This window comes from Pseudomonas sp. TH34 (assembly GCF_016650865.1).
GTDB lineage: Bacteria > Pseudomonadota > Gammaproteobacteria > Pseudomonadales > Pseudomonadaceae > Aquipseudomonas > Aquipseudomonas yamanorum.
This window is the reverse complement of sequence record NZ_JAEKFB010000022.1, coordinates 95,361-114,473: the sequence shown is the minus strand read 5'-3', so window position 1 is coordinate 114,473 and position 19,113 is coordinate 95,361. Positions and strand designations below refer to the sequence as shown.

17 protein-coding genes are annotated in these 19,113 nt (G+C 61.7%); 12 read left to right on the top strand and 5 right to left on the bottom strand.

Features of this window, described 5'->3' with window-relative positions:
* Positions 1-2: 2 nt before the first annotated feature.
* Together lpdA and JFU58_RS17320 are read left to right on the top strand one after the other, a co-directional pair.
* The gene (lpdA, locus tag JFU58_RS17325; RefSeq protein ID WP_201141353.1) at positions 3-1,382 is read left to right on the top strand and encodes a dihydrolipoyl dehydrogenase; all 1,380 of its coding nucleotides are present in this window, start codon (positions 3-5) and stop codon (positions 1,380-1,382) included.
* A gap of 242 nt (positions 1,383-1,624) precedes the next feature.
* Positions 1,625-2,644 (top strand): branched-chain amino acid aminotransferase, encoded by a 1,020-nt coding sequence (locus JFU58_RS17320; protein ID WP_063028544.1) that lies wholly within the window; start codon positions 1,625-1,627, stop codon positions 2,642-2,644.
* A 152-nt stretch (positions 2,645-2,796) separates the two neighbouring features.
* On the opposite strand, the gene JFU58_RS17315 is transcribed toward JFU58_RS17320, so the two are convergent.
* On the bottom strand, positions 2,797-3,693 hold the full coding sequence (locus JFU58_RS17315; protein ID WP_201141351.1) for a GNAT family acetyltransferase: 897 nt from the start codon (positions 3,691-3,693) through the stop codon (positions 2,797-2,799).
* A 288-nt stretch (positions 3,694-3,981) separates the two neighbouring features.
* Between JFU58_RS17315 and ctlX the strand changes: the two genes are divergently transcribed.
* The 7 genes from ctlX to JFU58_RS17280 all read left to right on the top strand — a co-directional run bounded on the left by ctlX (position 3,982) and on the right by JFU58_RS17280 (position 10,008).
* Complete coding sequence (gene ctlX / locus JFU58_RS17310; protein WP_201141349.1) at positions 3,982-4,908, top strand: citrulline utilization hydrolase CtlX; 927 nt, start codon at positions 3,982-3,984, stop codon at positions 4,906-4,908.
* Positions 4,909-4,919: 11 nt separating this feature from the next.
* Positions 4,920-5,966, top strand: coding sequence for an ornithine cyclodeaminase (locus JFU58_RS17305; protein ID WP_201141347.1), 1,047 nt, complete (start codon positions 4,920-4,922; stop codon positions 5,964-5,966).
* Between the two features lie 355 nt (positions 5,967-6,321).
* Positions 6,322-7,101, top strand: coding sequence for an ABC transporter substrate-binding protein (locus tag JFU58_RS17300; protein WP_063028538.1), 780 nt, complete (start codon positions 6,322-6,324; stop codon positions 7,099-7,101).
* Positions 7,102-7,237: 136 nt separating this feature from the next.
* A complete protein-coding gene (locus JFU58_RS17295; RefSeq protein WP_063028536.1) occupies positions 7,238-7,939 on the top strand; it encodes an ABC transporter permease in 702 nt (233 codons plus the stop codon).
* Positions 7,936-8,649, top strand: a complete 714-nt coding sequence (locus JFU58_RS17290) for an ABC transporter permease (RefSeq protein ID WP_063028534.1) — start codon at positions 7,936-7,938, stop codon at positions 8,647-8,649. The genes JFU58_RS17295 and JFU58_RS17290 overlap by 4 nt, the downstream gene beginning before the upstream one ends.
* A gap of 3 nt (positions 8,650-8,652) precedes the next feature.
* Positions 8,653-9,498: an ABC transporter ATP-binding protein gene (locus JFU58_RS17285; protein WP_207198363.1), complete on the top strand. Its 846-nt coding sequence runs from the start codon at positions 8,653-8,655 to the stop codon at positions 9,496-9,498.
* Positions 9,499-9,510: 12 nt separating this feature from the next.
* Positions 9,511-10,008, top strand: a complete 498-nt coding sequence (locus JFU58_RS17280; RefSeq protein WP_003208571.1) for an Lrp/AsnC family transcriptional regulator — start codon at positions 9,511-9,513, stop codon at positions 10,006-10,008.
* 117 nt (positions 10,009-10,125) lie between these two features.
* Here the strand turns inward: JFU58_RS17280 and JFU58_RS17275 are convergent, their stop codons facing one another.
* The 4 genes from JFU58_RS17275 to JFU58_RS17260 all read right to left on the bottom strand — a co-directional run bounded on the left by JFU58_RS17275 (position 10,126) and on the right by JFU58_RS17260 (position 14,194).
* Positions 10,126-10,959: a TIGR03915 family putative DNA repair protein gene (locus JFU58_RS17275; protein WP_201141345.1), complete on the bottom strand. Its 834-nt coding sequence runs from the start codon at positions 10,957-10,959 to the stop codon at positions 10,126-10,128.
* The gene (locus tag JFU58_RS17270) at positions 10,956-12,176 is read right to left on the bottom strand and encodes a putative DNA modification/repair radical SAM protein (protein ID WP_201141343.1); all 1,221 of its coding nucleotides are present in this window, start codon (positions 12,174-12,176) and stop codon (positions 10,956-10,958) included. The genes JFU58_RS17275 and JFU58_RS17270 overlap by 4 nt, the downstream gene beginning before the upstream one ends.
* Positions 12,177-12,244: 68 nt before the next feature.
* Complete coding sequence (locus tag JFU58_RS17265) at positions 12,245-13,582, bottom strand: lysine N(6)-hydroxylase/L-ornithine N(5)-oxygenase family protein (RefSeq protein WP_063028530.1); 1,338 nt, start codon at positions 13,580-13,582, stop codon at positions 12,245-12,247.
* A 129-nt stretch (positions 13,583-13,711) separates the two neighbouring features.
* The gene (locus JFU58_RS17260; protein WP_093207894.1) at positions 13,712-14,194 is read right to left on the bottom strand and encodes a sigma-70 family RNA polymerase sigma factor; all 483 of its coding nucleotides are present in this window, start codon (positions 14,192-14,194) and stop codon (positions 13,712-13,714) included.
* Positions 14,195-14,517: 323 nt separating this feature from the next.
* On the opposite strand from JFU58_RS17260, the gene JFU58_RS17255 reads away from it, so the two are divergent.
* Genes JFU58_RS17255 through JFU58_RS17245 form a run of 3 tightly spaced genes read left to right on the top strand, consistent with a single transcriptional unit; the run spans position 14,518 to position 19,081 of the window.
* Complete coding sequence (locus JFU58_RS17255) at positions 14,518-15,684, top strand: efflux RND transporter periplasmic adaptor subunit (RefSeq protein WP_201141341.1); 1,167 nt, start codon at positions 14,518-14,520, stop codon at positions 15,682-15,684.
* Positions 15,685-17,658, top strand: a complete 1,974-nt coding sequence (locus tag JFU58_RS17250) for a MacB family efflux pump subunit (RefSeq protein ID WP_177026970.1) — start codon at positions 15,685-15,687, stop codon at positions 17,656-17,658. It begins immediately after the preceding gene.
* Positions 17,659-17,665: 7 nt separating this feature from the next.
* Entirely contained in the window at positions 17,666-19,081 is a 1,416-nt protein-coding gene (locus JFU58_RS17245) for an efflux transporter outer membrane subunit (RefSeq protein ID WP_177026971.1), read from the top strand.
* Positions 19,082-19,113: the final 32 nt, after the last annotated feature.

Genomic DNA, 19,113 nt, shown 5'->3' with positions numbered 1-19,113 from the left:
CCATGTCTCAAACATTGCACACCACGCTGCTGATTATCGGCGGCGGGCCTGGCGGTTACGTGGCAGCGATTCGCGCCGGCCAACTGGGCATCCCGACCATCCTGGTGGAAGGCCAAGCGTTGGGCGGCACCTGCCTGAATATCGGCTGCATTCCGTCGAAGGCGCTGATTCATGTCGCCGAACAGTTCCAGCAAACCGTGCACCACAGCCAGGGCTCGCCGCTGGGCATCGAAGTCGATGTGCCGACCCTGGACATCGGCAAAAGCGTGGAATGGAAAGACGGCATCGTTGACCGCCTGACCACCGGCGTCGCGGCGCTGCTGAAAAAGCATAAGGTCCAGGTCATTCATGGCTGGGCCAAAGTCGTGGACGGCAAGACCGTCGACGTCGGCGACCAGCGCATCCAGTGTGAACACCTGCTGCTGGCCACCGGCTCGAAAAGCGTCAACCTGCCGATGCTGCCGATTGGCGGGCCGATCATCTCCTCCACCGAAGCCCTGGCGCCAAAACGCATCCCTAAACGCTTGATCGTGGTGGGTGGTGGTTATATCGGCCTGGAGCTGGGGATTGCCTATCGCAAGCTCGGCGCCGAGGTCAGCGTGGTTGAGGCTCAGGACCGGATCCTGCCGGCCTACGACGCCGAACTGACCCAACCGGTGGCCGAATCCCTGAAGCAGTTGGGGGTGAAGGTGTTCCTGAAACACAGCGTCACCGGCTTTGAAAACAACACCCTGCAAGTGCGCGACCCCAGCGGCGAGACGCTGTCGCTGGAAACCGACCAGGTGCTGGTTGCCGTTGGTCGCAAACCCAACACCCAGGGCTGGAACCTTGAAGCCTTGAACCTCGACATGAACGGCTCGGCGATCAAGATCGACAGCCGTTGCCAGACCAGTATGCGCAACGTGTGGGCCATCGGCGACCTCAGCGGTGAGCCGATGCTCGCCCACCGCGCCATGGCCCAGGGCGAAATGGTGGCCGAACTGATCAGCGGTAAATCCCGCGAACTCAACCCGGCCGCAATCCCGGCGGTGTGCTTCACCGACCCGGAACTGGTGGTGGTCGGCAAGACCCCGGACGAGGCCAAGGCGGCCGGGCTGGACTGCATCGTGTCGAGCTTCCCGTTCGCCGCCAATGGCCGGGCCATGACCCTGGAGTCGAAAACCGGCTTCGTGCGGGTAGTGGCGCGCCGCGACAATCACCTGATCGTCGGCTGGCAGGCGGTGGGCGTGGGTGTCTCGGAATTGTCCACGGCCTTCGGCCTGAGCCTGGAAATGGGATCACGCCTGGAAGACGTGGCGGGCACCATCCACGCCCACCCGACACTCGGCGAAGCGGTACAGGAAGCGGCGCTGCGGGCCCTGGGGCATGCATTGCATCTTTGAGACCGCGGTGGCGCCATCGCAGGCAAGCCAGCTCCCACAAGGGATCGGCTTTCGACAGGGCAACACGGTCGAATGTGGGAGCCGGGCTTGCCCGCGATGACGGTGGATCGGCCAACCAGGATGTCGAATGGTCCACCTACCCCGCTCCCACACAAGCCAAGAATGAAGTATTGTTGCGCCCATCCAGAAATAAACCATAAGCCTGCCTTCGACCAGGCGGTTGACAAAAGATAGAGGGTGTCATGGGTAACGAAAGCATCAATTGGGACAAGCTGGGTTTTGACTACATCAAGACCGACAAGCGTTTCCTCCAGACCTGGAAGGACGGCGCCTGGCAAGAAGGCACCCTGACCGACGACAACGTGCTGCACATCAGCGAGGGCTCCACCGCCCTGCACTACGGCCAGCAATGCTTTGAAGGCCTCAAGGCCTACCGCTGCAAGGACGGTTCAATCAACCTGTTCCGCCCCGACCAGAACGCCGCGCGCATGCAGCGCAGCTGCGGTCGCCTGCTGATGCCACAAGTGCCGACCGACGCCTTCATCGAAGCCTGTAAAGCAGTAGTCCGTGCCAACGAGCGGTTCATCCCGCCGTACGGCACCGGCGGCGCGCTGTACCTGCGCCCGTTCGTGATCGGCACCGGTGACAACATCGGCGTGCGTACCGCGCCGGAGTTCATCTTCTCGATCTTCTGCATCCCGGTGGGCGCCTACTTCAAGGGCGGCCTGACCCCGCACAACTTCCTGATCTCCGGGTACGACCGTGCCGCACCGAACGGCACCGGCGCAGCCAAGGTCGGTGGCAACTACGCCGCCAGCCTGATGCCTGGTTCCCTGGCGAAAAAAGCCAACTTCGCCGACTGCATCTACCTCGATCCGGCCACCCACTCGAAAATCGAAGAAGTCGGCTCGGCCAACTTCTTCGGGATCACCCACGACAACAAGTTCGTCACCCCGAACTCGCCGTCGGTGTTGCCAGGCATCACCCGCCTGTCGCTGATCGAGCTGGCCAAATCCCGCCTGGGCCTGGAAGTGGTTGAAGGCGACGTGCTGATCGACAAGCTGTCGGATTTCAAGGAAGCCGGTGCCTGCGGCACCGCTGCCGTGATCACCCCGATCGGCGGCATCGAGTACAAAGACAAGCTGCACGTGTTCTACAGCGAAAAAGAAGTCGGCCCGGTCACCCAGAAGCTCTACAAAGAGCTGACCGGCGTGCAGTCCGGCGACGTTGAAGCGCCTGAGGGTTGGATCGTCAAGGTCTAAGCAACCGGCTGCCAGCAACACCACAAAACCAATGTGGGAGCTGGCTTGCCTGCGATAGCGGAGTATCAGTCGACACGTTTATTGACTGACCCACCGCCATCGCAGGCAAGCCAGCTCCCACATTTGGTTTCCGGCTTTTGGAAAATCGGGCTTCAGGCCTTATCCATCGGAATGTTTTCCAGGATCTTCTTGCCCATGCTGATACGCGGCTCAGCGCCATAACCCAACGCCTCATAAAACCCCATCACCGCATCATTGCCGCTGGTGATCTGCAAGTTGATCTTCATGCAGCCCAACGCCGTCAACGCCTGCTCCGCATGCCGCACCAGCGAAGCGCCCAGGCCCTGGCGACGGTAATCGTTATGCACCGCCACCGAATACAGCCAGCCGCGATGCCCGTCGTAGCCGGCGAGAATGGTGCCGATCACCGCTTTCTTGTCGGTAGCCACAAAGAACAACCCATCGTTGACCGCCAGCTTCTTGTCGATCGCCAGGCTCGGCAGGTTATGCGCCGCGTCATAACCAAACGCCGCCTGCCACAACGCCACCACCTGCGCCCGATGCGTACGGTCCCGATAGGCGCCGATGGGATGACGGGATGACAACCCCTTCTCCATCACCAGCGTGCGCTCATTGCCATGGTAGACATCGCGCACCGTGTGGAAACCCAGCTTGGTGTAGAACGGCTCGGCCGTGAGCGAAGACGGCACATGCAGCGTCGTCACTCCCGCTTCCCGGGCGCGCAACTCGAGTTCAATCATCAGCAAACGCCCGATGCCCTGCCCTTGCAGCGCCGGATTGACGAACACCGAGCGCACCACATTGCCATCGAGGGCCGCTGTCGCGACGATGACTTTATCTTGCGTCGCCACCAGCACCGTTCGGCGAGCAAGCAACCCCATGACCGCCTCGGGGGTAAAGTTGCTCGCCACCCGCGCAATCACATCAGCCGGATAATCCCGGGCATTGCTGTCATGCAGGGCCGCCAGAATGACCTGGCTGATGCCCTCGGCATCGGAGGGTTGGGCGAGACGAACTTCAGTGGGCATGGGCACTCCTTAATGACGGACTCAATTCCTGCAGCGTCCCCATACTAATGTGGGAGCTGGCTTGCCTGCGATAGCGGTCTGTCAGTCAACGCTTGATTGGCTGATACACCGCTATCGCAGGCAAGCCAGCTCCCACATTTTGATCTCCACTCACCTCAACAGCCGATTCGGCTGCCCCACCCCACTTTTCAGCTTTCCCGGCTGGGCCGCCCCCTCACTTCAGCCGGGATTCTTCCTTCACACCGCACAAAATAGCTTCACTGCCCAACCCCATGGACCCGTGCACCCATGCAAACCACCAATACCGTCCTGATGATCCGCCCGGCGCACTTCGCCTTCAACCCGGACACCGCGATCAACAACCGCTTCCAGCGCGCGCCCCTCGACCCATTGGCGGCACAGCAGAAAGCGCTGGAAGAGTTCGATGGCTACGTCGACACCCTGCGCCACCACGGCGTGGAAGTGCTGGTGGTACAAGACACCCCCGCTCCCCATACCCCGGATTCGATCTTCCCCAACAACTGGTGGAGCAGCCACGCCGATGGCAGCCTGGTGCTGTACCCGATGGAAGGCCGGAACCGACGACTGGAACGCGACAAAGGCGTGCTGCAAGTACTGGAGCAGCGCTTCGCGATCAAAAACACCATCGACTTCAGCCACCTCGAACAACAGAACATGTTCCTCGAAGGCACCGGCAGCATGGTCCTCGACCGTCAGCACCGCATCAGCTACGCCTGCCATTCCGGGCGTACCCATCAGGACGCCCTGCGCCAGTTCGCCGAACGCCTGGACTACCAACTCTGCGTATTCCACGCCGTCGACCGCCACCACGCGCCGATCTACCACAGCAACGTGATGATGAGCGTCGGTCGCGACCTCTCCGTGGTGTGCCTGCAAGCCCTGCCCGACGATCACGAGCGCCAGGCCCTGGAACGCTCCCTGCGGGACACCGGCAAAGACATCGTCGCCCTGGACTTCGACCAGCTGGAAGCCTTCGCCGGCAACATGCTGGAAGTCCATGACGGCAACGGCCAGCCGCTGCTGGTGATGTCGGCCAGCGCCTGGGGCTCGCTCAAGCCCGACCAGCGCCAGCATGTGGAGCGCCACACCCGGCCGGTGGTGGTGAACATCGACAACATCGAACGCATCGGCGGCGGCAGTGCCCGCTGCATGTTGGCCGAAGTGCATCTGCCAACCCGTCCCTCATTTCAATAAGGAGTCTTCCCATGACCCGCTATATCGACGTCAACGACTTGAGCTACCTGGTTTCGCAAAAAGGCCTGCAAACCTGCATCACCGAGATGGCCGAGTACATCCGCGCCGACTACCTGCGCTGGCAGGACTTTGAAAAATGCGCACGCCTGGCCAACCACTCCCCCGAGGGCGTGATCGAGCTGATGCCGGTCTCCGACGCCTCGCTGTACGCCTTCAAATACGTGAACGGCCACCCGAAAAACACCCAGAGTGGCATGCTCACTGTCATGGCCTTCGGCGCCCTGGGCGATGTGGACACCGGCAAACCGGTACTGCTGGCGGAAATGACCCTGACCACCGCGATCCGCACCGCCGCCACCTCGGCCCTGGTAGCGCGCTACCTGGCCCGGGACAACAGCCGCAGCATGGCGTTGATCGGCAACGGCTCCCAGAGCGAGTTCCAGGCCCTGGCCTTCCACGCGATGTTGGGCATCACTGAAATCCGCCTGTTCGACATCGATGCCAAGGCCACCGCCAAACTGGCGGCCAACCTCAAAGCCTTCCCGGCGATCAAAGTGATCCTGGTAGGCAGCGTGGCCGAAGCCGTGAAAGGTGCCGACATCGTCACCACCGTCACCGCCGACAAAGCCTACGCCACCATCCTCACGGACGAGATGATCGAGCCGGGCATGCACCTTAATGCCGTCGGCGGCGACTGCCCGGGCAAGACCGAGCTGGACCGACGAATCGTCGAGCGTGCCCGTGTGATCGTCGAGTACGAACCCCAAAGCCGCATCGAAGGCGAAATCCAGCACATGCCGGAAGATTCGCCGGTCATCGAGCTGTGGCAAGTGATCAACGGCCAGGCCCCGGGCCGTGAAAATGCGCGCCAGGTCACCCTGTTCGACTCGGTGGGTTTTGCCATCGAAGACTACTCCGCCCTGCGTTACGTGCTGGACGTGGCCAAGGCGCTGGACGTGGGCAGCGAACTGGAACTGGTACCGGACCTGGCCGACCCCAAGGACCTGTTTGCCCGCCTCGCACAAGCACCGGCCGCACAGCAGAAAAAGCGCGCCTGAGACCGCTCTGGCCTGCTGCTTTGCGTGAGCGGGAGGCCGGAACAACCTCACCGACAAGCCGATTTAGCGGGTGCGACAGCCGTTTCCGCTGTAGCTCGCGTTTTAACAGCACATTCCGCGCGCCGCGGCGGGGGTAAACGACACAAAAAACGCACCATCTTGAAGCATTCTCTCTGACAACAAACAGCCCAATGTGGTTAGGGAGCTTGCTCCCGCTGGAGTGCGTAGCGCTCCCAGGATTTTGGGGCCGCTGCGCAGCCCAGCGGGAGCAAGCTCCCTCGCCACAAAAGCCTCTACACCTTAGCGTCCCGTTTTCTACTGCCCTGACATCAATTACAAAATATAGGGAATACACATGACTCCGCTCCGATCACTTTTCGCTGCGCTGCTCCTGCCATTGGCCGCCACCGCTGCCCAGGCTCAGGAATGGAAAGAAATCCGCTTTGGGGTCTTCCCCGAATACCCACCGTTTGAATCCGTTGCCGCCGATGGCAGCCTGCAAGGTTTCGACATCGACCTGGGCAACGCCATCTGCGCCAAGCTTGAAGTCAAATGCGTGTGGGTCCACAACGAATTCGACGGCATGATCCCGGCCCTGCGCGCACGCAAATTCGACGCCATCATGTCCTCCATGGCCGTGACCCCGGCCCGCCAGAAAGTCATCGACTTCAGCGACCGCCTGTTCCTCAGCCCCACCTCGGTGATCACCCGCAAAAGCGCCGACTTCGGCGACACCCCGGAATCCCTGAAAGGCAAACAGGTCGGCGTGCTGCAAGGCTCGCTGCAGGAAGCCTACGCCCGTGCACACCTGGCCAAGCTCGGCGCGCAGATCAAGGCTTACCAGTCCCAGGAGCAGAACTACGCCGACCTGCAAAACGGTCGCCTTGACGCCACCCTGACCGACAAGCTCGAAGCCCAGCTCAACTTCCTGTCCAAGCCTGAAGGCGCCGACTTCAAGACCGGCCCGGCCTTCAAGGACCCAACCCTGCCGCTCGACATCGCCATGGGCCTGCGCAAGAACGACAAGGAGTTGGTGGAGCTGATCAACAAAGGCATCGCCGCCGTCCAGGCCGATGGCACCTACGCACAGATCCAGAAGAAATACTTCGGCGATCAGGATATCTACAACGAGTAACGGCCACTCCGCCCATGTGGGAGCGGGCTTGCCCGCGATGGCGGTGGTTCAGGCATACATATGCCAGCTGCCCCACCGCCATCGCAGGCAAGCCAGCTCCCACAGTAAATGTCTGCGCCCCATCGAGATCTCCCCCGTGAATGAACTCCTCAACTTGCAAGGCTTCGGCCCGTTGCTGGCTCAGGGTGCCTGGATGACGGTCAAGCTGGCGTTCCTGGCGCTGCTGCTGAGCCTGTCCCTGGGACTGATCGCCGCCGCTGCCAAGCTCTCCAGCGTCAAGCTGCTGCGGGTCCCGGCCACGCTCTACACCACGCTGATCCGCAGCGTCCCGGACCTGGTGCTGATCCTGCTGATTTTCTACAGCCTGCAACTGTGGCTCAACGACCTGAGTGAAATGCTCGGCTGGGCTTACTTCGAAATCGACCCGTTTACCGCCGGTGTCATCACCCTCGGGTTTATCTACGGTGCGTATTTCACCGAGAACTTTCGCGGAGCGATTCTCAGCGTGCCGGCCGGCCAGCTGGAAGCCGCCACCGCCTACGGCCTGAGCCGCTGGCAGCGCTTTCGCCTGGTGCTGTTCCCGCAACTGATGCGCTTTGCCCTGCCGGGCCTGGGCAATAACTGGCTGGTGCTGCTCAAGTCCACGGCGCTGGTGTCGATCATCGGCCTGTCGGACCTGGTCAAGGCCGCGCAAAACGCCGGCAAGACCACCAATGACCCGCTGTATTTCCTGATCCTCGCGGGCCTGGTGTACCTGGTGATCACCACCCTCTCCAACCGCATCTTCAAACGCCTGGAACGGCGCTACAACGTGGGCATCAAGGGGATGGCGCGATGATCGAACTGATCCAGCAATACGGCCTGGCCTACCTGTTCACCGATGGCAACGGCTTTTCCGGGGTAGCCATGACCCTGTGGCTGTTCATTATCTCGGTGGTGCTGGGCTTCTTCCTGTCGATCCCGCTGGCGATCGCGCGGGTGTCGGAACACTTCTGGGTTCGCTGGCCGGTGGAGGTCTACACCTACCTGTTTCGCGGCACGCCGCTGTATATCCAGTTGCTGATTTGCTACACCGGCCTCTACGGCCTGGAGGTGGTGCAGGACAACGCCCTGCTCAACCAGTTTTTCCGCAATGCGCTGAACTGCACGCTGCTGGCGTTTGTACTGAATACGTGCGCCTACACCGTGGAAATCTTTGCCGGGGCGATCCGCAACATCCCCCACGGCGAAATCGAAGCTGCCAAGGCCTACGGCCTGCACGGCTGGCGCCTGAACCTGTTTGTGGTGGTGCCCGCCGCACTGCGCCGTGCACTGCCGGCCTACAGCAACGAAATGATCCTGATGCTGCACGCGACCTCCCTGGCGTTCACCGCCACCATCGCCGACATCCTCAAGGTGGCCCGCGACGCCAACGCCGAGACGTTCCTGACGTTCCAGGCCTTCGGCATCGCGGCCCTGTTGTACATGCTGCTGTCCTTTGCACTGGTGGGCCTGTTTCGACTGGCCGAACGTCGCTGGATGCGTTTTCTTGTTCCTACCCGAGGCTAACCCATGAATCAGTCCGCGCAGGCCCTGGCCGCTTATCCCACCGATGTACGCCCCGCTACCCAGCCGGTCGCCGTGGCCGAAAATGCCAACGTCAAACTCCAGGTCGAAGGCCTGCACAAACGCTATGGCGAGCACGAAGTGCTCAAGGGCGTCTCGCTGAACGCGCGCAATGGCGACGTGATCAGCCTGATCGGCGCCAGCGGCTCCGGCAAAAGCACGATGCTGCGCTGCATCAACTTCCTCGAACAGCCGGACGCCGGGGTCATCACCCTCGACGGCATCAGCATCGAAATGCAACCAGGCCGCGCCGGCACGCGGGCGCCGCACCAGGCGCAATTGCAGAACCTGCGCACCCGCCTGGCCATGGTGTTCCAGCACTTCAACCTGTGGAGCCACATGACCGTGCTGGAAAACATCACCATGGCCCCGCGCAGGGTGCTCGGCGTAAGCGCCGCCGAGGCGGAAAAACGCGCCCGCCTGTACCTCGACAAGGTCGGCCTGCCGGGCCGGGTGGCGGATCAATATCCGGCGTTCCTCTCCGGTGGCCAGCAGCAGCGCGTGGCCATCGCCCGGGCCCTGGCGATGGAACCGGAGATTATTCTGTTCGACGAACCCACCTCGGCCCTCGACCCTGAACTTGTAGGAGAAGTCCTTAAAGTCATACAGACGCTGGCGGAGGAAGGTCGTACCATGCTCATGGTCACCCACGAAATGGGCTTTGCCCGTCAGGTGTCCAGCCAAGTGCTGTTCCTGCACCAGGGCCGCGTCGAGGAGCAAGGCGGAGCCGAAATCCTCGACCAGCCGAACAGCGAACGCTTGCAGCAATTTCTTTCCAACCGATTGAAGTGAACACCACACACCATGGATACCAAGGCCACCGGACCGAACGCCTCACCTGTGCTGGACCGCATCGATGAAGCCATCATCGATGTATTACGGCACCAGGGACGCATCACCTACGAAAAACTCTCGTCGCTGGTGCACCTGACGCCCAGGCCGTGCCTGGAACGGGTGCGCAAGCTGGAGCGACGCGGGGTCATCCGGGGTTATGGGGCGATCATCGACGTGCAGATGGTTTCGCCGGGGCTGTCGTTGCTGGTACTGGTGGCCCTCTCCAACCAGAGCGGGCGCTCGGCGCAGAAGGCGTTCGAGGCCTGCGTCAAAGCCTGCCCGCAAGTGTTCGAGTGCCAACTGATCAGCGGGCCGTTCGACTACAGCCTGCGCATGCGCTGCCGGGACATGGAGCACTATCGGGTGTTGACGGAAACCTGGTTGAACAATGATGAATTGCACATTGATAAGTTGGTGGCGCATCCGGAATTGGCGGTCGTAAAAAACACCGCGACCGAACTGGCCTAATCCTCACTTCCCGAAACACTGAAGATCAAATGTGGGAGCTGGCTTGCCTGCGATAGCATCACCTTGGTGTAACTGAAACACCGAGTTGTCTGCATCGCAGGCAAGCCAGCTCCCACATTAACCATGCCCGCTTGAGATTTTTTTACCCGGCTTGGCCCCAATCATCTTCGCCTGCCCATCCCGCTGCTTGCCCGTACGCGCCTCGCTGATCAACCCTGGAATCAACTTGCCCTCCGGCAGATTCTTCCAGAACCGACTCGGCAAATGCCCTTCCATCACCTTGGGATTCAACCGCGCCGGGTTAAAGATATGGCTGTAGTACGTCAGCCACATCGCACTGTGGGGATCCTCGACATTTTGCGCCAACGCCTGCCATTCCACCGGGCATTGCCGCCGATGAATCAACTGCTCCCCGTCGTAATAAACCCCGTCCAGCGGCGTCGCGATCATCCAGCGATGACGCCCCATGCGCCCGACAAAATGCTGACTGGCCACCTTCAAGATGTCGTGGGCCGGCTCATGCCACGCCACGTACTCCGGCAACTCCGGCCCCGCCTCTGCCGGCAACGCGATAAACCGCACAAACGCATGCAGGTGATGAGCCTCGCGCTGCACCTGCTTGATCCGTCGCTGCAACTCGCTGCCCAGCTTGTCCCCGGACATCATCGCCGTGCGGTCCCCATGGCTGACGCGCCACAACACCTCATACAACAGGCTCCAGCGCTGCTCACCGTGATAACACGCGGCAGACTCCAGCAGCTCCAGCAACGACTTGGGAATCCGCGCCTGGAACGGCCCACATTCGACCGGGTACTGCTCGTCCGTGGCAAACAGGTCCGCCACCTCGGCCACGCCCCAACTCACATGGCTGGGGTCAATCTGATGGCTGAGCAACCAGCGCGCCTGCTCGCGCCAGGTGCTGAACAGGTTGTCGCATTCCAGGCTGATCATCCCCACAGCCCCATTTGTTGCGGCTGCGGACGGTCGCGCAGTTGTTCGCGCAGCAGCACGCTGGTGCTTTCCGCTTGCTGCGGGTGGTAGTCACTGGTGATGAAAAACGGCTTGGCCTTGGCGAGCACACAACGCATGCGCGCCAAATCCTCGAAGCGGATCTTGCGCTGGCGACGCAGGTCCACCAGCCGTTGGGTGGTGCGCAGGCCAATTCCGGGAATACGTGCGATCAAGGTCGGCTCGGCGCGGTTCAGGTCCAGCGGGAACACCTCGCGGTGCTCCAGGGCCCAGGCCAGTTTCGGGTCGATATCCAGGGCCAGGTCACCCGGCCCTTCAAACAGCTCATTGGCGCTGAACCCATAGCTGCGCAACAGGAAATCCGCCTGGTACAAGCGGTGCTCGCGCATCAGCGGCGGCGCGGCCAAGGGCACGCTTTTCGGGCTGTTGGGGATCGGGCTGAACGCCGAGTAATACACGCGGCGCAGTTTGAAATTGCCGTACAACGCCTCGGCGCTGTGGAGGATAGTGCTGTCGTCGGTGTCATCGGCGCCGACGATCATCTGCGTGCTCTGCCCGGCCGGCGCGAAACGCGGCGCGCGGGGTTCGTTGAGCACGGTCTGTTCACCGGTGTAGATGGTCTGCATCGCCTGCTTGATCGAGACAGTCTGCTTCTCCGGCGCCAGGGTTTGCAGGCTCTTGTCCGTCGGCAACTCGATATTCACGCTGAGGCGATCGGCATACCGCCCCGCTTCGGCAATCAGCGCCGGGTCGGCTTCGGGGATGGTCTTGAGGTGGATATAGCCACGGAAGTCATGCTCTTCCCGCAGGAGCTTGGCGACCCGCACCAGCTGCTCCATGGTGTAGTCGGCCGAACGGATGATGCCGGAGCTGAGAAACAGCCCGCTGACGCAATTGCGCCGATAGAAATCGAGGGTCAGGGTCACCACCTCCTCCGGGCTGAAGCGTGCACGGGGCACGTCGCTGGAGCGGCGGTTGACGCAGTATTGGCAGTCGTAGAGACAGAAGTTGGTCAGCAATACCTTGAGCAAGGACACACAGCGACCGTCGGGTGTATAGCTGTGGCAGATGCCCATGCCATCGGTGGAACCCAGCCCCGCCTTGCCTTCCGAGCTGCGCTTGGGCGCGCCGCTGCTGGCGCAAGAGGCGTCGTACTTGGCGGCGTCGGCAAGGATGCTGAGTTTTTCGATCAACTGCATGGGGCTTCTACCGATACTGGTTTTTTGTACAGTATCAGCAGCCGCCCCCGCGGTTCAAGTGCAGCCTGTCAGCTGGCGGTGGCCAGCAACAAGTCCTGCACCGAACGGCTCTTGCCGCGGCTGCGGTCGTGCTCGTACAGCGACGCGGCAATCTCGTCGGCACGGATCGGCAGGATCGACAGCAAGGTATCGCTCAAGCCATGGCTGGCCTGGCTGAAGCCCTGCATGTAGATGCCGGCCTTGCAGCGCTCGTCGGTAACAATGCGGTAGTCGCGGCTGACTTCAAAGTCGCCCATATAGTCCGCCAGCGGTGCCAGCAACTGCCGGTGCATCTGGCGCTCGTACCCGGTGGCCAGCACCACGGCGTCGTAGTGATTCAGGCTGGTTTCGCCAGTGGCGTTGTTGCGCAACGCCAACTCCACACCCAGTGGCCCGGCCGTGGCTTTTTCCACGGTGGTGAGGGTACGGAACGCGTGACGGGCGATGCCGGAGACTTTCTGGCGGTAGAAGATCCCGTAGATACGCTCGATCAGGTCCAGGTCCACCACCGAGTAATTGGTGTTGTGGTACTCGTTGACCAGGCGCTCGCGCTCGCTGCCGTTCTGCTGGAACACCAGGTCGGTGAACTCCGGCGAGAACACTTCGTTGACGAACGGGCTGTCATCCGCAGGCTTGAGGGCCGAGCCGCGCAGGATCATGTCCACCTGCACCGACGGGAAGCTGTCGTTGAGGTCGATAAACGCCTCGGCTGCGCTCTGGCCACCACCGATAATCGCGATGCGCATCGGCTTGCCGTCAACACACGGTTGCTGGGCCATGCGCTCCAGGTACTGGGAGTGATGGAACACCCGCCCGTCATCCTTGAGCGCCTTGAACGACGCCGGAATACGCGGCGTACCACCGGCGCTGACCACCACCGACCGGGTAGTGCGCACATGCTGTTCACCCTGGGCATCCCGGGAAATTACCCGCAGCGCCTCGACCTGCTGCTGATGCAGGATCGGCTCGATGGCCAGCACTTCCTCGCCGTAACGGCTTTGCGCCTGGAACTGCCCGGAGACCCAGCGCAGGTAGTCGTTGTACTCCATGCGGCACGGATAGAAGGTGCCCAGGTTGATGAAGTCCACCAGGCGGCCGTGGGCTTTCAGGTAATTGACGAAAGAATACGGGCTGGTGGGATTGCGCAGGGTCACCAGGTCCTTGAGGAAGGAAATCTGCAATTCACTCTGGGCCACGAGGGTATTGCCGTGCCAGCGGTAGTCGGCCTGCTTGTCGAGGAACAGCACGTCCAGTTTGCCCTGGGCTTTCTCGCGTTCCTGCAGGGCGATGGCCAACGCCAGGTTCGAAGGGCCGAAACCGATACCGATCAAGTCGTGAACGGCGGGCGATGCAATTGCCTGTGTCATTCCAGTGTCCTCTGGATAAGCCCCGTGGCGGTGTGGGGCGGGAAAGCCTCAGAGACCTGAAGGCTAAACAACAGGTCATGTGTTGATAGGAGACGAGGACAATGAAAAAAAATTTAGCTACCGCTGGAATCAGTGCGCATCCCACTCACGCATGCGCACCCGGCAATGCTTCATGGCATTGACGATATGTTTTTCCACCAGCGCGCGGGAAATATTCAGGCGCTCGGCGATTTGCACATGGGACAGCCCCTCCAGCTTGCGCAGCAGGAAGCTGTCGCGGCACAGCACCGGTAGCTCGGCCAGGGCACGCTCGAGCATGTCCAGGCGCTGACCGTGATCGTGGCTGTTATGAGGTGACGTCGTACAGTAACGCTCTTCGCTGTCGAGCACTTCCAGTGGCTCATCCTGGCGCAAGGCGTTGCGCCGGTGACCGTCGATCACCAGATTAAGCGCCGTGCGATACAAAAACGCCCGCGGCTGCTCAATCGGAGTCGTACTGGCACGCGCCAGTACCCGTACATAAGCGTCATGCACCACATCTTCGGCCACCTGACGGTTGCCTAGCTTGGCGTTAAGGAAACACACCAGCTCGCGATAGTAGTTTTCCAACATGACTCCCAACCGCCTGGAGGGCGGTGTGTCGTTACGCCATATCGAACGCCTCGCTGAAACGATGGCGGCACGATGATGGCAAGTGCGAAGGTGCGTAATTTATAGTAGTTCTCATATAGATTTAAAGCGCCCCATGGATTTGTCGGAAAGTTTTTCTTGCTGCTATACCTGTAACCCTATGTGTCTTCACTTAAATTCCCATGCCGCTGCACCGTTTAATGGACAGTTTCCCGTGCCTGCCGCCTAAGAGGCAGTTTTGCGCTGCGGCCCTGTTTTGACCGCATCCTGAACCACGGGCCGATTTCCATTGGCCGGAATACTGCATGAAACGTCCCCGACAGACCCGCCGTGCTCTGCTTGTATCGCTTTGCCTGATTCCCGTTGTCGGCTTCACTGCCTGGCAATTCGTTCCGCCAGGCCGGGACAACCTCGCCACCGTTGAAGTCAGTCGAGCCGACATAGAAAGTAGTGTGACAGCCTTGGGCACCCTGCAACCACGACGCTACGTGGATGTCGGGGCGCAAGCGTCCGGGCAGATACAAAAGATCCACGTCGAAGTCGGCAGCGAGGTCAAGGAAGGCCAACTGCTGGTGGAAATCGACCCTTCCACACAAAAAGCCAAACTTGACGCCGGGCGCTTCTCCATAGAGAACCTCAAGGCCCAGTTGCAAGAACAACAAGCCCTGCACGACCTGGCACAGCAGAAATACCGCCGCCAACAGACACTTGCCAACGGGGGTGCGACCCGCGAAGAGGACGTGCAGACCGCCCGTGCCGAGGTGCGCGCCACCCTGGCGCGTATCGCGATGTTTCAGGCGCAGATCCGCCAGGCCCAGGCGAGCTTGCGCAGTGACGAAGCAGAACTGGGCTACACACGCATTTATGCGCCGATGTCCGGCACCGTGGTCGCAGTGGATGCCCGAGAGGGCCAAACCCTCAATGCCCAGCAACAAACGCCGCTGATATTGCGAATCGCCAAGCTATCGCCCATGACGGTCTGGGCCGAGGTCTCCGAGGCCGACATCGGTCACGTCAAACCTGGCATGAACGCTTACTTCACCACCCTGAGCGGCGGCACGCGGCGCTGGAAAAGCTCGGTACGCCAGATACTGCCGGTGCCCCCCAAACCACTGGACCAAAGCAGCAAAGGCGGCGCAAACCCATCAGGCAAAGGCAAGGGCGGCGTGGTGGTGCTGTACACGGTTCTACTGGACGTCGACAACGCTGACCACGCCTTGATGGCAGAGATGACCACCCAAGTGTTCTTTGTCGCCAACGAGGCGCGCAACGTGCTGACCGCTCCCATCGCCGCTCTGCAGGACGGCCAGCAAGCCGATCGGCCACAAGTGCGCGTAGTCGCCAGCGACGGCACGATCCAGACGCGCGAGGTGCGCACCGGCATCAGTGACCGGCTGCGGGTGCAGATTCTCGACGGCTTGAATGACGGCGACCATCTGCTGATCGGTCCTGCTGACGGCGCAGGGGGTTGAATGCGCACGCCTCTGATCGATCTGCGCGACATTCGTAAATCCTATGGTGGTGACGACAGCCCGCTGGTCGAGGTACTCCGGGGGATCGACATGTCGATCCACGCCGGGGAATTCGTCGCCATCGTAGGCGCTTCCGGCTCCGGAAAGTCGACCCTGATGAATATCCTCGGGTGCCTTGATCGGCCCACATCAGGCGACTACCTGTTCGCCGGGGAAAATGTCGCCCAGCTGGACAGCGATGAACTGGCCTGGCTGCGCCGCGAGGCATTTGGGTTCGTGTTTCAGGGCTACCACCTGATCCCCTCGGGCTCTGCCCAGGAAAACGTCGAGATGCCCGCGATCTATGCCGGTACCCCGGTGGCCGAGCGGCATGCCCGAGCCTATGCGCTGCTCGAACGCCTGGGGCTCGGCGAGCGGACTGGCAACCGCCCACACCAACTCTCCGGCGGCCAGCAACAACGGGTTTCGATTGCAAGGGCGCTGATGAATGGCGGCCATATCATTCTCGCCGATGAACCGACGGGGGCCCTCGACAGCCACAGCGGCGCCGAGGTCATGACACTGCTCGATGAACTGGCGAGCCAGGGCCACGTCGTCATCCTGATTACCCACGACCGCGAAGTCGCCGCGCGCGCCAAGCGCATCATCGAGATCCGCGACGGCCTGATCATCAGCGACAGCGCCGCCGACAATCCCGGCGTGCAGCACTCAGCCAACCCAGGCGCCCTTCAGGCCATTGACCTGCGCCGACGCCTGAGCGACGGCAGCGAGGCCAGCGGCGCCTGGAAAGGCGAATTGCTGGACGCGGTCAAAGCCGCGTGGCGGGTGATGTGGATCAACCGCTTCCGCACCGCCCTGACCCTGCTCGGCATCATCATCGGTGTTGCCTCCGTGGTGGTCATGCTGGCGGTGGGTGAAGGCAGCAAGCGTCAGGTCATGGCACAAATGGGCGCGTTCGGCTCGAACATCATTTACCTGGGTGGTTACGCCGCCACCCCGCGCACACCCGAAGGGCAAGTGACCCTGGACGACGTTGCCGCCCTGGCCACCCTGCCCCAGGTCAAGATGATAATGCCCATCAACGGCCGCGAGACCATGGTGCGTTACGGCAATGTCGACCATGTGATGTACACCGGTGGCAACGGGGTGGATTTTTCGGCCATTTTCAACTGGCCAGTGGTCCAGGGCAGTTTTTTCACCCAGGCCGATGTCGACGCCGGGACCGCGGTGGCAGTGATCGGCAAGAAAGTCCGGGAAAAAGTCCTCAAGGATGTGGCCAACCCCATAGGCCAATACATCTTGATCGAGAACGTGCCATTTCAGGTCGTAGGTGTGCTCGCCGGCAAGGGCGCAAGCTCCGGCGAACAAGACAGCGATGAACGTATTGTGGTGCCCTACTCGGCAGCCAGCTTTCGGTTGTTCGCCACCCACACGCCTGAGTACGTGGTCATCGCCGCCGCCGACGCACGCAATGTCAAACAGACAGAACGAGCCATCGAGCAACTGATGCTGCGCCTGCACGGTGGCAAGCGTGACTTCGAACTGACCAACAATGCCGCGATGATCCAGGCCGAGGCCAGGACTCAGAATACCCTGTCGTTGATGCTAGGCTCGATTGCCGCGATTTCCTTGCTGGTGGGCGGTATCGGGGTGATGAACATCATGCTGATGACGGTACGCGAACGCACGCGTGAAATCGGCATTCGCATGGCCACCGGCGCTCGCCAGCGAGACATCCTGCGCCAGTTCCTGACCGAAGCCGTGATGCTCTCGGTCGTCGGCGGGATAGCCGGCATCGGCCTCGCCTTGCTGGTGGGCGGCATTCTGATTCTCAGCGAGGTAGCGGTGGCCTTCACCGGGCTGGCGGTACTCGGCGCTTTTGCCTGTGCGCTGGTGACCGGCGTTGTCTTCGGCTACATGCCGGCCCGCAAGGCTGCCCGGCTCGACCCAGTAACGGCACTGACCAGTGAATGATCAAACGATGAAAACGCCCCTGCACCTGTTTTCCCTTTGCCTGTTGCTCAGTGCTTGTTCGGCCACAGTGCCGCCAGCGCAGAACGGGGTGCAAGCCCCTGACAACTGGCATTCGCCGAGCAACCAAGGCACGGCCCTGCAGAGCGCCCAATGGTGGACCACTTTTGGTAGCCCGGAACTGGACCGCATCATCGCACAGGCACGCAGCACCAGCTTCGATCTGGCAGCCGCCGTCGCACGCGTTCGCCAAGCCCAGGCTGGTGCGGCCATCGCCGGCGGCCCGCTGCTGCCAGAACTGAAGGGCGCGCTGAATGCCAGCCGCGAAAAACTCCTGCGAGGCAAAGGCTACAGCCAACTCGATGCCACGGATGACAACAAGGCCGTGGACTATTTCGATGCGACCTTAAGCGCCAGCTATGAAGTCGACTTCTGGGGCGGCCGTCGCGCCGCCTTTGACAGCGCTGTGCTGGGCGTGCGCGCCAGCGAATTCGACCGGGCCACCGTGGAGCTGACCCTGCTCGGCAGCGTCGCCGATACGTATGCCCAAACCTTGTCGCTGCGCGAACGCAGCCGAATCGCGGCGCTTAACCTGGCCAATGCACAAGCCGTCCTGAAGCTGGTGCAGACTCGACATGACGCTGGGAGCGCCACCACCCTTGAGTTGGCGCAACAGAAAAGCCTGGTAGCCGCCCAACAACGCCAACTGCCACTGGTACAGCAACAAGCTGAGGGGGCCCTGATCACCCTGGCCGCCCTGCTCGGCCAACCGGTGCAAAACCTGACGCTGGAAAGCAAAGACCTCAATCAACTGAACTGGCCGAGCATCGGTGCCGGCCTGCCCAGTGAACTACTCAGTCGCCGCCCGGACATTGCCCGGGCCGAAGCCCAGCTCGCCGCCGCCCAGGCTGATGTTACCGTCGCCCGGGCAGCCATGCTGCCCACCGTGACCTTAAGCGCAAACCTCGGCTCGGGCGCCAGCACCGCCTCAGACATCCTGCGCAGCCCTTTCTATAACCTGACAGCCGGGCTGGTGGCGCCAATCTTCAACAACGGACGCCTGAGCGCTGAGCGCGACAAGGCCAGCGCCCGTCAGGAAGAGCTGCTTTACAACTATCGCGGGGCAATCATCAACGGCTTTGCCGATGTCGAACGCGCACTGACCGACATTCGCGGTATCGACCAGCAGCGACAATGGCAACAGGAAGAACTGAACCAGGCGCAGATCGCCTTCGATATTGCCCAGAACCGCTACCAGGCGGGCGCGGAGGACTTGCTGACCGTGCTTGAGACCCAACGCACGCTTTACGCAGCCCAGGACCTCAATGTGCAACTGCGCTTATCCCGCGTGCAAGCCAGCATCGGGCTGTACAAAGCCTTGGGGGGTGGGTGGACGGTACCGACGGAGCTGAGCAGCAACCGTTAGTACCGGAGGATCATCGGGTGGGATCCGCGCGC

Bases quoted from the DNA above. Each gene is read 5' to 3' on its own strand.
- lpdA (WP_201141353.1), top strand. From the start codon at position 3: ATGTCTCAAACATTGCACACCACGCTGCTGATTATCGGCGGCGGGCCT.
- JFU58_RS17320 (WP_063028544.1), top strand. From the start codon at position 1,625: ATGGGTAACGAAAGCATCAATTGGGACAAGCTGGGTTTTGACTACATC.
- JFU58_RS17315 (WP_201141351.1), bottom strand. From the start codon at position 3,693: ATGCCCACTGAAGTTCGTCTCGCCCAACCCTCCGATGCCGAGGGCATC.
- ctlX (WP_201141349.1), top strand. From the start codon at position 3,982: ATGCAAACCACCAATACCGTCCTGATGATCCGCCCGGCGCACTTCGCC.
- JFU58_RS17305 (WP_201141347.1), top strand. From the start codon at position 4,920: ATGACCCGCTATATCGACGTCAACGACTTGAGCTACCTGGTTTCGCAA.
- JFU58_RS17300 (WP_063028538.1), top strand. From the start codon at position 6,322: ATGACTCCGCTCCGATCACTTTTCGCTGCGCTGCTCCTGCCATTGGCC.
- JFU58_RS17290 (WP_063028534.1), top strand. From the start codon at position 7,936: ATGATCGAACTGATCCAGCAATACGGCCTGGCCTACCTGTTCACCGAT.
- JFU58_RS17285 (WP_207198363.1), top strand. From the start codon at position 8,653: ATGAATCAGTCCGCGCAGGCCCTGGCCGCTTATCCCACCGATGTACGC.
- JFU58_RS17280 (WP_003208571.1), top strand. From the start codon at position 9,511: ATGGATACCAAGGCCACCGGACCGAACGCCTCACCTGTGCTGGACCGC.
- JFU58_RS17275 (WP_201141345.1), bottom strand. From the start codon at position 10,959: ATGATCAGCCTGGAATGCGACAACCTGTTCAGCACCTGGCGCGAGCAG.
- JFU58_RS17270 (WP_201141343.1), bottom strand. From the start codon at position 12,176: ATGCAGTTGATCGAAAAACTCAGCATCCTTGCCGACGCCGCCAAGTAC.
- JFU58_RS17265 (WP_063028530.1), bottom strand. From the start codon at position 13,582: ATGACACAGGCAATTGCATCGCCCGCCGTTCACGACTTGATCGGTATC.
- JFU58_RS17260 (WP_093207894.1), bottom strand. From the start codon at position 14,194: ATGTTGGAAAACTACTATCGCGAGCTGGTGTGTTTCCTTAACGCCAAG.
- JFU58_RS17255 (WP_201141341.1), top strand. From the start codon at position 14,518: ATGAAACGTCCCCGACAGACCCGCCGTGCTCTGCTTGTATCGCTTTGC.
- JFU58_RS17250 (WP_177026970.1), top strand. From the start codon at position 15,685: ATGCGCACGCCTCTGATCGATCTGCGCGACATTCGTAAATCCTATGGT.
- JFU58_RS17245 (WP_177026971.1), top strand. From the start codon at position 17,666: ATGAAAACGCCCCTGCACCTGTTTTCCCTTTGCCTGTTGCTCAGTGCT.